Origin of the sequence: Schaalia turicensis (assembly GCF_019380255.1) — a bacterium.
GTDB lineage: Bacteria > Actinomycetota > Actinomycetes > Actinomycetales > Actinomycetaceae > Pauljensenia > Pauljensenia turicensis_A.
Genome location: NZ_CP048928.1, coordinates 1,213,918 through 1,226,154, shown reverse-complemented (window position 1 = coordinate 1,226,154; position 12,237 = coordinate 1,213,918). Strand labels below are relative to the sequence as shown.

Here is a 12,237-nt window from a genome sequence, read left to right as displayed (position 1 = left end):
ATATGGGTGAGATTGATAAAGCCACGGTGTGGGCGATGGCAATGCGCATGCGTCTCTTTGCGTTCTTGGAATACTTACATGATCTTGACAACGATCCAGCGCCCTCTGCTGCGAATCAGCAGATCGCCGCGTATCTTCGAGAGTTCATGGAAACCGACCCGAAGCTGCTGCTCGGCGACGAGTAGGAGTTAGTCCTTGCGGTAGTAATCGCATTCGTAGCCGTCGGCGTCGAGTGGGAGCCCTGCTGCCCAGTCGGGCGGTGTCGTCATGAGCTCGCACGCGTCAGCAACGGTGAAGCCCGAATCTGTGGGTTCGTCGATAACGATCTCGTCGTGAACATGCATCACAATCTGGTGCCCTGCCTCGGCGACTGCGTGCATGCCAACCACGAGCAGATCACGGGCGATCGCCTGCACGATATTCTCGACAAGTTTGCCGCCGTAGGTTTCGAGCTGTCCCCAGCGGCGCGCTGTGGTGGTTCCGGTGTAGGTGATAGACGTTCCACCCCACTGGTTCTCACCCAAACGCGGCTGCACATACGCAAGTCGTCTTCCGGAGGGGAGTTCGATGAAGAGAATCCCGGACTCCACGGTAAAGCGTAGGTTCCGCAGCCGGATCGGCTGGCGCGACGTGATTGCAGCGATCGCGGCTTCTTCGACGTCTGCCCAGAGCCCAACGATGTGTGGGTTAGCTTGCCGCCAGGCGTCGACGATAGGTTTGAGCTCGTGCTCAGCGAGTCCCATGGTGAGTGCTCCCATAGCTTTGAGCGCACCGACCGATCCGCCATAGCCACAGGCGAGCACCGCGATCTTCCCTTTTTGGCGAAGCTCGCCATTAATACCGTGTTTTTCGACTGGGACGCCGAACATGCGGCTCGCAGTTTCGCAGTAGAGGTCTTTTCCCGCGCGGAAGGCCTGGAGGATGGTTGTTTCTCCTGCGAGCCAGGCGATGACGCGCGCTTCGATTGCAGAAAAGTCCGCGACAATAAACCGATTGCCGGTACTAGGGATGAAGGCGGTGCGGATCAACTGTGAAAGTGTGTCGGGCACGGAGTTGTAGAGCAACTCAAGTGCGTCGAGGTTGCCTGTTCTGACGAGTGTTCGTGCTTGGTCGAGGTCAGGTAGATAGTTCCTGGGGAGGTTTTGGACTTGGACGAGGCGTCCGGCGAAGCGTCCGGTACGTCCTGCTCCGTAGAACTGGATAAGACCGCGTGCACAGCCGTCGCTGCCTGTAACGTTTTGCATGGCCTGGTATTTCTTTACGCTGGATTTCGCTAGATCGCCGCGCAGTTCGAGGACTTCTTTCACCGCGCCAGTAGCAGCACTTAGTGCAGTGTCGACGTCGGCTTTCGCTAGTGATTCGAGTTCGCAGCCGTGGTTGTGGAGCCATTGTTTGAGCTGGATCGGCGAATTTGGATTCTCCAACCCCGTGAGTTTCTGCGCCCGCGCAAGCGACGCGTTGCGGTGGCGCTCGTCCACGGCAACGGCATTATCGACAAGGGTATGGTCAAGAAGAATCCCGACATCATTAATGCGTTGGTCGAGGGCGTAGGTGTCCCATTCGGACTCCGGCATCGGAAAAGACGCCAGTCTGTCGTGGATGGCTTGTTCGACTTCGACGTCGCGCCGGTTGTAGTCGATAAACCTTGCCCACCCGGTCGGGTCAGCTGATGGTGGATTCCTGCGGTTGCCGCCATTCAAGACTGAGGGTGTGGCGGGTGTGCAGAACTGCTTGATCAGCTTCTTACCTACTGTGTCTTTTTGAACGTCAAGCTTCAAAACTGTGGCTACTGCGTCGAGGCTCATCGGCAGGCCGAGGTAGGCCGACCAGATCATGGTGCACCGCCACTGTCTTGGGTCAAGAAACCCATCACCGAGAAGCTCGGGATGGTAAAGACGGAGCCAGGCGGACAGGCAGACTCGTTCGAAGGCGGCGTTATGCGCCCACTTGACCACACCCGGATCCACCAGAGCTGATAGCACCTCATCGGGCAGGGTCTCGCCGCTGGCAAGATCCACCACCTCTACCGGGCCGCCATCAATCGAATAACCGAACAAGAGCAGGTCGAAGTCTGGGTGCTCGCAATACGGGTAAACGCCCGTCTTAGCGAGTTGGACGGGGCTGAAAGATTCAATATCGCAGAAGAGTGTTCGCATGACGAGGTTCCTTTCACATAGAGGAAAATGTGGAGGGAACCAACAATGAACGCTGGTTCCCTCCACGATTGGAGTTGGTTAGTTCAGGAAGTCGTCATCAGTGGCGAAGGTGCCGAAGTCGGTCTCAGCGCTCACGCGCCCACCGCCAAGGCTCTCGCCGTCACGGGTCTTTTGAATGTTCCCGAGCCCGCAGGCGATTCCTCGGTTGCCATTCGTGTTAAACGCATAGAAACTCAAGGAAACGCGGGCGTAGCAGCCTGAGTAGACCTCGGCGCGGTCCAGGATCGGGGCGACGCTCTGATCGACGATCTGTGGAGCGGTCAGCGAGTTGGCGTTGAGGAAGTAGGCGCCCTTGTAGGCTTCGTCGTCACGCTCAATATCCCCATCACGCAACGGCAACTTGAGGGCGGCCTTGTTGGGTCGCTTACCACCAAACTTGCCGATCCCGGCCTCGATGGCGGCATTCACGGCCTTCTCGATCGCGGCAATGGTGGAGGTGTCGGACTTGGGGATGATCAGGGAGACGGAGTACTTGGGTTTTCCGCCTTGAATGGAGTTCGGCTCCCAGACGTGTGCGTAGGACAGGCGAACTTCGCCGGTGACGATACGGGTCGGATTCTGAGTTGTCATAATCTTGTTCTTCTTTCTGTTCGTTATTTGTTTGGTTGAAAATCGGTGGCCGCACTCACCAGGTCGAGCGCTGGCCTCTTGTCGGATGCAGGCGCCAATGTGGGTTTGCCTGCAGGTTTGGTTACGAGATCGCCGAGGATCTCGTTGAAGGCGGGTTTACCCATGAGGTGTTCCATGGCTGTGAGGGTGATGAGCTTGCGATCCCAGATGTCCCTATAGCCAGCAGCCTCAGCAGCCTTCGCCACGTCTTTCTCGGAGGTGTATTTGCGTACCGACCTGCCTGCGACGAGCTTGAACCCCTCAAAGACGACACCTTGATTGACGGCCTTGGAAAGCGCGTAGGCTTCCACGTCGGATGCCCATGTTTTGAGCTGCGGAATCCTCGTGAGCACGTCGGCAATCTCTGCGTCCGACAGTTCTGCTGGTGGGGCGAACTCCAATCTGGCCAGCGCAAGGTTGGCTTCGGCTCGTGCCCGGCACGTGGGTGCGATCTTGCAGAACTGACACCACGAGCCCGGACAAAACTCACCCTCACCAGCCGAGGCCAGCTCAGCTTTCGGTTTCACCTCGGTTTCAGCCCAGTGTTCGAGCTCTGTGGCACTGATTTCCCAGGTGTCGACGTTCGCCCGGCGCGGCTGATAGATCGTCACTGATACCGTCTCGATGTCGTACAGGCTCCCGAAAGCGTGGAGCGCACCGAGCGCGTAGAGCATCAACTGCGGATTGTTCGCGGCTTCAACCAACACGCCTTGCCCGTATTTGAGATCAATGATCTGCAAGGTGGGTTCAGCGATGATCACACAATCCCCGGTGCCAAAACCTCCCGGCACCACATGGGAGAAGTCCAGGCGCTGTTCGATCAGCACCTGCGGATCACCACAGGTCTCCTGGGCGATGGAAATGTGTTCTTGCACAAACGACACATAGTCGTCGGTCAAGGTTTCCATCTCGTCATCAATCCAGGCCGAGACCGGACGCTTCGAGCGCTGCTTGAGAGCCCTGCGGAGTTTGTGCTCCGCCAAGGCATGAGCGGCGGTTCCTTGCTCAGCAGCAGCAGACGTTGACTCCGGCTCATCAGACTCCAGACGCGCCGACGGGGTGCAGTTGAGCCACCTGTGTGCCCCAGATGCCGAGAGGAGGGCGTGGTCAGACGGTGCCATTAGCAATCTCCTTCGCCCGTTCGAGCAGCCAGCCGAACTTCGACGGATCCACCGCTGAGAGCTTGTCCGCACCAGCTTCGACGATCAGCTCACGAACCTTTGCGGTGTGGCCTTGCGCTGAGAGCTCGGAAAGAAAAGCACGTACTTCTTCGAGCATCACTATCGGTTCAGGTTCAACCTCTGGCTCGTCCGCGAGTAGTTCTGGCTGGCTGTGCACAGCTGGGATGGTTTCGAAGGGTTCCTTGATCTGCAGGGCAAGCTCCGGGCGTTCACCAGGCATTCCTGCGTGGTCTTCGAAGCTCTCCTCAACGATCTGCTGAGCCCGCGCAAGCAAATCTGCGAGCGATCGCATCGTCTGGTTTCCATCACGAATGAAGGCGTTAATTTCCGGCGTCATCATTTGGATTCACCCGCCTTGAGAGCATCAGCCAGGGCCATTAGGTTATCGTCGGTGTTTTCGGTGATGTCGATCTGCTTTACCGAGTCACCGGGAACGAGAATCATGACTTTGCGCGGGGTACCAAGCAGTAGGCGCATGAGCCGTTCACGCAGCGTCACATTCTTGGTGGCGACGATTCCAGGGTCGTCAGGGATATGCCGGGCAATATGAAGCTTGAGACTATGTCGAGCCATCGGGCTTACCTTTCTTCCTCATTGGTGGGAGCAGCCCGGTTGGCTTCTCCCTTCACCCCACTGCCGACACCGCTCGAAGTGTTAAATCGGGCCTCCTCAACCGCCTGCCGAATCAGTGGTTTTACCTCTGCCACCAGCTGCGATACCCGAGCACGGGTCAACCCCATATCGCGCGCCACCTGCGCCTGCTTGAGCTTGTCGGTTGCGAGAAGGCGCGTCATCACCTCACGATGCTGAGGATCCAAACCAGCGATGACGCCGCGCATGACCTTGAGCTCACGGGCACGCTGAGCACTATCTTCACGCTCGATAACCTGATCCTCGGCGCTCATACCCGGTGAAGCAGGGTCAAGATCGATGTCGAGCATCTGCTCATACGAAAACGGCTTGTTATTCGGGACGCGGCATCCACGTCGAGGAGCGCACCCAGCCCCGCACGTGCATTTCTTTTTACCCTTGCCGCGATCGGCGCGAACCGCCTGATGCGTGGCCGCTTCTTCTGCGTTCCACAACTCGTCGAGAATCTTCTGCGGTGTGCGGGGCTTGACCTGATCAAGCGGAACACCAGTAGCTGCGGCGCGTTGCTGCCGGTCGGTAGCGATCATGAGAGCGAACTCGCCAGGGTCAATGTCGAAAGTGTCAGTGATGGACTCGTTCTTGTTGTTGTCTGCTTCGTGCTTGAAGGTGACCTTCATCGAAGGATCTCCATTTCTCCGGGAATCCCGGTGATTTGGAGACCTGATCTGTTTGGCTCAGATCACTGGTAAGAACTGCTAGGAAGACGACAAAGGCGAGCCACCCCACCCAGCCCTCAGCAAAGAGGGGTTGGGTGAGGTGACCCGCCGAGCGCTCCCAGAGCAGGTCTCACTAGTGAATAAAGTTGTCTACAACCACAGCCAGCACTCGCCGTGGAGATCGCCCACCCGCCAGATGGGCACCCGGACACCAAGCCCGGACTCAAGGACGAACAGTCGCGTTGGCCACCGCAAGCACCTCGCCCTCACCCGTACGGTCATGACAGACGTCAAAACCGGACGGGGTAACGCGCGGCTACTTGCCGCGCTTAGACGGCTTGGCCTGCGCCAACGCCGACGCGGCAACAGACTTCGAGTCCTTGCCATAACGGCCATCGGTCAGAATCTTCGACGCCTTGGACGCCACCTTCGCCGACGTCTGCTTACGGTTCCTTCCCATGTGCTTCACCTCCTCACAGATTCGGGCCAATAATTCTTCGCAACCGCGAGATAATTTCGGTAGAATTAGTGAGAGTTGTTGTTCTACTCAGTTAGCTCGCTGCCACTGCCAATGACGTTACGGAGCCACTTGAGACGAACTGAGACACGATTTGAGACAGGGCTAAGACGAGGAGGTACTGGTGGAGTTCAAAGACTTCTTTAAGCTGCTGAGCTCGAACCTTGACCTTGGCTCCAACCGGGAAGAACGGATGCGTAACCTGTTGTCTCTGGTGTGTGAGGCAGACCCAGGTTTTGAAGGCACTGAGGATGATCCGGTGATGGCCCCTCCGGCTGCGTCGTTGAACCACATCGCCTCCGGCAACAGGCCCTTCAACTCAGATATTGCAGAGCCGATCTTGCGCCACAATTTCGAGCCCTATGGACTTGTTGCGACGTTGCAGGAGCGTAGCCAGCCCCAGCTGGAACGCATGGCGGAAGCAATCCGCCCCTTTGAACCGTCAATCGCGTGGGATCGTGTCCCTGAATGGTGTGCTGATTACTTCACGCGAGTCTTAACTGCGGCGACAACGAACCAGCAACTGGTGGAGGATGCGCGAGAAAAAGTTCGGCGTATCCAAACGGTCGCAGCGCACAAGCGTTTGGGGCCTGCTTTGCAGATGGAAGCTGGGTCGACCTGCCCAGCCTTGAACTGCTTGAATCAGCTTCTTCAGGTCAATGATCAAGGCGTGGCAGTCCCGAGCTTTGAGGTGACCGTCATCGACCCCGCAAACGATCCGCGAAATCCTGCGAATCTGATCGCGCTGTGTCCCCATCATCATGCGATGCACACGGGCGCTAATCCACAAGCTGTCCAAAAGCTCAAGGCAATAAAGGATCGACTCGTTTCGCAGTTCAAATCTCGCCTGGCCATGTCTCCACAAGGCATGGAGCAGTGGATACGGCAAGTGTTGGAGAAGATGGGCGGCGCTGGACAAGGCGATTTGCATCAACCGATCACAGAACCACTGGCGGTCGAAACAAAAATCCCAGATGATGTCATATTGCAGCAGGCTGTATTGGCGCACGTCGCTGCGTGGTACGTCTTCATCGAATCGACGTTGAAACAGCTTGACTACAACGACGGCTGGGATTTCGACGAAGTCCGGCACTCGATCAACTCTCAATACCGCAGACTCAAACGCCTTGGAATACCCCAGGACGACGTTTTCACTCAGCTTTCGCAATGGTTGCACACCACCACTGGTGGCAAACTCGTCGCGTGTCAGGCAGTGGTGTCCTACTTCATCCAAAAATGTGACGTGTTCGAAGCACCGTATCCGCCTGTCACCAGTGGGAAGGAGCCTCAGTATGCGCTTTCCTAACAAGCTCTACCCGTTTTCGGAATCCACGCTCGCACTGTTCGCGCCAATTCTGACCATCCTCGAAGCCGAACCCGTCAGCATCAGCGAGCTTCGCGTGCGGCTCGATAATCCTGCGATCGAGGACCTTCTTGATGCGCTCACTGCCTTGTTTGCTCTCAAACAGATCAACGTCGACTCCACGACAGGGGTGATTGTCCGTGCTCGTTAGCGTCTGGTCAGACAAGTTCCGCAATAACGGTCAGGTTCGTCCACCGATCATGTTCCATCCTGGATTGAACACGGTGCGTGGCGGGCAAAGCGCCCAAAACTCGATCGGTAAGTCCACCTTGCTGTTCATCGTGGACTACGCGTTCGGCGGCTCAACATTCGCAACATCCAAAGCCGTCAGCGCGAAAGCTGAAGGTGCTCACACTATCTACTTCACCTTCTGCTTCAACGACGTTGACTATTACTTCTCGCGCACCACTAACGTTCCAGGGTTCGTCCAAACCTATGAGGATCCCGAATACAAGAACCCCGCTGAGCGGTGGGAGTTCGATGAGTACGTAGGCTGGCTCAAACGCCAATACGGATTGTCAGGCATGGATGCTTCCTTCCGGCAGATCGTGACAAGATTTGCCCGCATCCAGGAAAAAGCACTGAGCAACGTTGAGACCCCATTACAAGGCCCCGGCCGTGAACCAGTAGCCACTGGGCTGGCTGTGATGCGCCAGCTTTTCGGTGTCTATGACTACCTCAAAGAACTCGAACAAGCTCTCACCACGGCAACGGAAAATCTCAAGGCCGTGCAACGAACCCAAAAGATTGGTGTGTTCCAAGCACAAAAACTGCGGTTAAAGAGGGATTACACGCAGGCGGTCAAGCACGTTCACCAACTCGAATCAGAACTCGACGCACACATCAAAGGCGCCGATCAAGCAATGCTTGAACTCGACGTCGAGCACTCCGACCAGGCTGCAACGATCAAGAGCCATCTGCACGGGCTGCGAATTGCACGCGGCAGACTGAAAGCAAAAATTCAGCGCCTCACGCAGTCCCTAAACGAAGATTTCCCCGCCATCACTGATCCTGACCTCGCACAACTACACGTATTCTTCCCCGACGCGGACCTCGAACGAATCGAAGACGTCCAGCGCTTCCACCGAACTATCACCGAGATCGTCTCCGACGAAGTAGAAGACCAGATCACCGCCTACCAGCAAGAACTGGGCTCGCTGACCACATTCATTGGGGAAGCTGAACAACAGCTCCGAGATCTGAATGTGCCCATCCACGTCTCGGAGAAAGAACTGCGCCGCAACGCCGAAATCGGCGGGCAGCTTGCCCTGGTCAAGGAACAAGTAGAAGCCTGGGAAGCAACCCAAGACCTCAAATCAGAAAAGAAAGACGCTGAAGCCCGCCTGAATGACACCCGTAAGAGCTACGACCGTGAGATCGAAACGAAACTCAACGCTGAGATCGCACACCTCGACCGCTTCATTCATGAAGGCTCAGGCGACTGGTACCCGCCAGTGTTCACATTCTCCGACACCGGCAAGAGCTACACCTATGGCTCCGAAGTTGACGATGGAACTGGCACCACCGGAAAGAACCTGATCCTGTTCGACCTAGCCATGCTGGAGCTGACCGCGCTCCCATACGTGATCCACGATCACCCGCTGCACCAAAGCATCGAAGACGCAACCGTCGGCAGAATCCTCAAGCTCTACCAGCGCTTCACCAACAAGCAGATATTCATCGCCTTCGACAAAGACGAGCACTATGCAGAAGCGCCTGAGGTCAACACAATCGTCACTCAAACAGCAGTGATCGAACTAGGCAAAGAACACGAAGCGCTCTACGGATGGACATGGAACAAGAAGCCCAGCAACAGCGACGGATTGAAGGAAGGCGAACGATGAAGATCAGCTACAAGCCATTGTGGAAGCTCCTCATCGACAAAGGTATGAGGAAGCAAGACCTTCAAACCGCCGCCAAAATCAGCGCCGGCTCCATCGCCAAACTCGGCAAAGACGCCAACATCACCACCGATGTCCTGATCAAGATCTGCAACGCACTCGACTGCGATCTGTTCGACATTCTCGAAACCACCATGGAGGAAAACAAGTGAGCAATCTAGGTGCGTTTATCTGGTCGATCGCAGACGTGCTGCGCGGTCCATACAAGCCACACCAGTACGGGGATGTGATCTTGCCGATGACGATCCTGCGACGCTTGGACTGCATGCTCGCAGACTGCCATGACGAGATTCTCAAGCTCGCATCCACCACTTCCAACCCGGATCTGTTGACGGTCAAGGTGCGCAACCAACTCGAGCTGGAGTTCTACAACACGACTGCCTGGACGCTGCCCACTTTGCTCGGTGACTCCGACGGTCTGGCGAAGAACCTCATCCAGTACATCTCCGGTTTCTCCAAGAACATCGACGTTTTCGCACGGTTCAAATTTGAAGACCAGATTCGCACCATGGATGAGAAGAACCTGCTCTACATCGTCGTGGAGAAGTTCACCAAGGTCGACTTGCATCCCGACCACGTCACCAACGCCGAGATGGGTGACATGTATGAATACCTGATCCGAACCTTCAACGAAACCTCGAATGAGTCCCCAGGTGAGCACTTCACCCCTCGCGACGCCATCCGCTTGCTGGTCGATCTCGTTTTCGCAGGGGATGACGAAGCGCTGACCACGCCGGGAGCGATTCGGTCGATCTACGATCCGACCGTCGGCACCGGTGGCATGTTGTCGATCGCCGAAGAGCATCTGATCGGTACCCCCGGGCACCCCGGCATGAACCCGGACGCTCAGTTGCGTCTGTATGGGCAGGAGTGGAACGACCAGTCATACGCCATCTGCAAGTCAGACATGCTGATGAAAGGTCAAGACGCCTCCAACATTCGCCTGGGCGACACGCTGGCTGACGACAAGTTCGCTGGAGAAACCTTCGACTACTGCATGTCGAATCCGCCGTATGGAACAGATTGGAAAGCATCCCAAGCAGCAGTAAAAGCCGAAGTGAAACAGCTCGGCGAAAGATCGCGTTTTCATGCTGGACTTCCTGCGGTCTCCGACGGGCAGATGCTGTTCTTGCAGCACGTCGCTGCGAAAATGCGACCCGCCTCCCAAGGCGGCGGTAGGGCGGGCATCGTCCTCAACGGGTCACCCTTGTTCAACGCTGGAGCAGGATCCGGGCCGTCGAACATCCGCAAATATCTGCTTGAGTCAGACCTCGTCGATGCCATCGTGGCGTTGCCAACCGACATGTTCTACAACACCGGGATCGCCACCTACATCTGGGTGCTCGACAACAACAAGCCCGAAAACCGCCAGGGCACCGTCCAGCTTATCGATGCCACCAGTTTCTACACGAAGATGCGCAAAAAGCTCGGCGATAAAGGACGCGAACTCTCCCAAACCGACCGAGACACCGTGCTCAACCTCTACACCGACCACGTCGACACCCTTTATTCCAAGATCCTGCCTATCGAGGAGTTTGCCTACTGGCAGATCACCGTGGAACGACCCGCCCGCGACGACAACGGCGAGATCATCACCAACGCGCGCGGCAAACAGAAACCAGACAGCGCCCTGCGCGACACCGAACGAGTACCCTTCACCTACGGCGGCAACACTGCAGGAGACAAGAACCGCGCCGCCACCATCAAGAAGTACTTCGACACCGAAGTCAAACCATACGTTCCCGATGCTTGGGTGGACACGAAGAAAACCAAGATCGGCTACGAAATTCCCTTCACCCGCCACTTCTACCGCTACACCCCGCCACGACCCCTCGACGAGATCGACGCCGAACTTCAAGCCGTCTCCCGCGACATCATCACACTCCTCACCGAGGTGACAGAATGACTGTCGTCTCAACCAGATTGAAGAATGTAGCTTCGGTGACTCTGGGAAAGATGCTTCAGAGTCAGCAGAAGCAGCCTACGGACATCTTGCTTCCATACGCTAGAGCCGCATCTATCGGTCAAAGCGGCGTTCTGCTGGAAGATTCCATCAGCGAGATGTGGTTCTCGCCTGACGAAGTCGATGCGCTCACTCTGCAAAAGGACGATCTCCTCGTTGTCGAGGGGGGTGATGTCGGTCGCTCTATTATTCTCCCGCGTGATTACAAGGGTTGGGGTTTCCAGAACTCTGTAAATCGAGTGCGTGTGATGCCTGACATCATCTCTGCAAAGTATCTCTACTACGACTTGTCTCGTTTGAAGGACTCGGGGTATCTCCTTTCTGAATGCAATGCGGTGTCATTTGCTCATCTCACTGCGGAGAAGCTCTCGAACCTTCATATCTCATTCCCTCCCATAGATCAGCAGAATCGGATCGTTCGCTACTTGGACGAGCACACAGCCAAGATCGATCAGCTTGTTGAGAAGCAGCATCAGCTCATTGCGCTCGCGGAATCTCGGCTAAGGATTAAGGCGGAGCGTCTGGCTTGGGGACTGGGGCGGTCGGATCGCGGAACGAAGAGCCCTATCGTTGAGCCGCCTTCAGGCTGGGTATCGATAAAGAACAAGGCTCTGCTGAAACACGTTGATGTTAGGAGCGTAACGGGCGAGGAGGAACTTCTCTCCGTGAGTCACATCACTGGTGTGACGCCTCGAACAATGAAGAACGTCAACATGTTCGAGGCTGAATCGAACGTTGGCTACAAGCTCGTGGAACCCGGCCAACTTGCCATCAACACGATGTGGGCCTGGATGGGAGCACTGGGCGTTTCTGAGTACAGCGGAATCGTGAGCCCTTCGTACGACGTGTACCAGTTCCGAGACAACGACCAGGTTGAGGGCAAATATTTCGACTTGGCATACCGAACCCAGACGTACGTCGATCTTATGCGGGCAAACTCCCGAGGCATCTGGTCATCTCGACTCCGGCTGTACCCAGAGGTATTTCTCTCCCTTCCCATGGTTGTTCCTCCGCTCCTAGAGCAGAAAAGGATCGCCGCACACTATGAGGAAGCACGCGCTGATGCGGAAAAACTTGTGATAACAACACAGCGGGCAATCGATCTTGCACTTGAGCGGCGGTCTGTGTTGGTAACGGCGGCAGTCACTGGGCAGATCCAGGTGTAAGGAGGCAGAAGATC

At 56.4% G+C, this 12,237-nt stretch carries 14 protein-coding genes; 7 read left to right on the top strand and 7 right to left on the bottom strand.

From position 1 onward, the window contains the following. Nucleotides 1-2 precede the first annotated feature (2 nt). Complete coding sequence (locus G5S47_RS05340) at nucleotides 3-185, top strand: hypothetical protein (protein WP_048708039.1); 183 nt, start codon at nucleotides 3-5, stop codon at nucleotides 183-185. Between the two features lie 3 nt (nucleotides 186-188). Here the strand turns inward: G5S47_RS05340 and G5S47_RS05335 are convergent, their stop codons facing one another. From G5S47_RS05335 to G5S47_RS05305, 7 genes are all read right to left on the bottom strand, one after another. Further along, nucleotides 189-2,156, bottom strand: a complete 1,968-nt coding sequence (locus G5S47_RS05335) for a DNA polymerase (protein WP_219585260.1) — start codon at nucleotides 2,154-2,156, stop codon at nucleotides 189-191. Between the two features lie 78 nt (nucleotides 2,157-2,234). After that, nucleotides 2,235-2,786 carry a DUF2815 family protein gene (locus G5S47_RS05330; RefSeq protein ID WP_219585259.1) on the bottom strand — a complete coding sequence of 184 codons (552 nt, stop codon included), beginning with the start codon at nucleotides 2,784-2,786 and terminating at the stop codon, nucleotides 2,235-2,237. A 23-nt stretch (nucleotides 2,787-2,809) separates the two neighbouring features. Further along, nucleotides 2,810-3,946: a DUF2800 domain-containing protein gene (locus tag G5S47_RS05325; RefSeq protein WP_219585258.1), complete on the bottom strand. Its 1,137-nt coding sequence runs from the start codon at nucleotides 3,944-3,946 to the stop codon at nucleotides 2,810-2,812. Further along, a complete protein-coding gene (locus G5S47_RS05320; RefSeq protein ID WP_219585256.1) occupies nucleotides 3,933-4,346 on the bottom strand; it encodes a hypothetical protein in 414 nt (137 codons plus the stop codon). Before G5S47_RS05320 ends, G5S47_RS05325 begins: the two co-directional genes overlap by 14 nt. Further along, complete coding sequence (locus tag G5S47_RS05315; protein ID WP_219585254.1) at nucleotides 4,343-4,579, bottom strand: hypothetical protein; 237 nt, start codon at nucleotides 4,577-4,579, stop codon at nucleotides 4,343-4,345. Before G5S47_RS05315 ends, G5S47_RS05320 begins: the two co-directional genes overlap by 4 nt. 5 nt (nucleotides 4,580-4,584) lie before the next feature. After that, nucleotides 4,585-5,274: a sigma factor-like helix-turn-helix DNA-binding protein gene (locus G5S47_RS05310; protein ID WP_219585253.1), complete on the bottom strand. Its 690-nt coding sequence runs from the start codon at nucleotides 5,272-5,274 to the stop codon at nucleotides 4,585-4,587. Between the two features lie 355 nt (nucleotides 5,275-5,629). After that, nucleotides 5,630-5,773: a hypothetical protein gene (locus G5S47_RS05305; protein ID WP_167561060.1), complete on the bottom strand. Its 144-nt coding sequence runs from the start codon at nucleotides 5,771-5,773 to the stop codon at nucleotides 5,630-5,632. Nucleotides 5,774-5,954: 181 nt separating this feature from the next. Between G5S47_RS05305 and G5S47_RS05300 the strand changes: the two genes are divergently transcribed. The 6 genes from G5S47_RS05300 to G5S47_RS05275 are packed head-to-tail and all read left to right on the top strand — an operon-like array spanning nucleotide 5,955 to nucleotide 12,223. After that, the gene (locus G5S47_RS05300; RefSeq protein ID WP_219585251.1) at nucleotides 5,955-7,136 is read left to right on the top strand and encodes an ABC-three component system protein; all 1,182 of its coding nucleotides are present in this window, start codon (nucleotides 5,955-5,957) and stop codon (nucleotides 7,134-7,136) included. Next, nucleotides 7,123-7,344: an ABC-three component system middle component 7 gene (locus tag G5S47_RS05295; protein WP_219585249.1), complete on the top strand. Its 222-nt coding sequence runs from the start codon at nucleotides 7,123-7,125 to the stop codon at nucleotides 7,342-7,344. The genes G5S47_RS05300 and G5S47_RS05295 overlap by 14 nt, the downstream gene beginning before the upstream one ends. Beyond that, the gene (locus tag G5S47_RS05290; protein WP_219585247.1) at nucleotides 7,334-9,037 is read left to right on the top strand and encodes a DUF2326 domain-containing protein; all 1,704 of its coding nucleotides are present in this window, start codon (nucleotides 7,334-7,336) and stop codon (nucleotides 9,035-9,037) included. The genes G5S47_RS05295 and G5S47_RS05290 overlap by 11 nt, the downstream gene beginning before the upstream one ends. Then, nucleotides 9,034-9,246 carry a helix-turn-helix domain-containing protein gene (locus G5S47_RS05285; protein WP_219585246.1) on the top strand — a complete coding sequence of 71 codons (213 nt, stop codon included), beginning with the start codon at nucleotides 9,034-9,036 and terminating at the stop codon, nucleotides 9,244-9,246. Before G5S47_RS05290 ends, G5S47_RS05285 begins: the two co-directional genes overlap by 4 nt. Beyond that, nucleotides 9,243-11,000: a type I restriction-modification system subunit M gene (locus G5S47_RS05280; RefSeq protein WP_219585244.1), complete on the top strand. Its 1,758-nt coding sequence runs from the start codon at nucleotides 9,243-9,245 to the stop codon at nucleotides 10,998-11,000. Before G5S47_RS05285 ends, G5S47_RS05280 begins: the two co-directional genes overlap by 4 nt. Further along, complete coding sequence (locus G5S47_RS05275) at nucleotides 10,997-12,223, top strand: restriction endonuclease subunit S (protein WP_219585242.1); 1,227 nt, start codon at nucleotides 10,997-10,999, stop codon at nucleotides 12,221-12,223. The genes G5S47_RS05280 and G5S47_RS05275 overlap by 4 nt, the downstream gene beginning before the upstream one ends. Nucleotides 12,224-12,237: the final 14 nt, after the last annotated feature.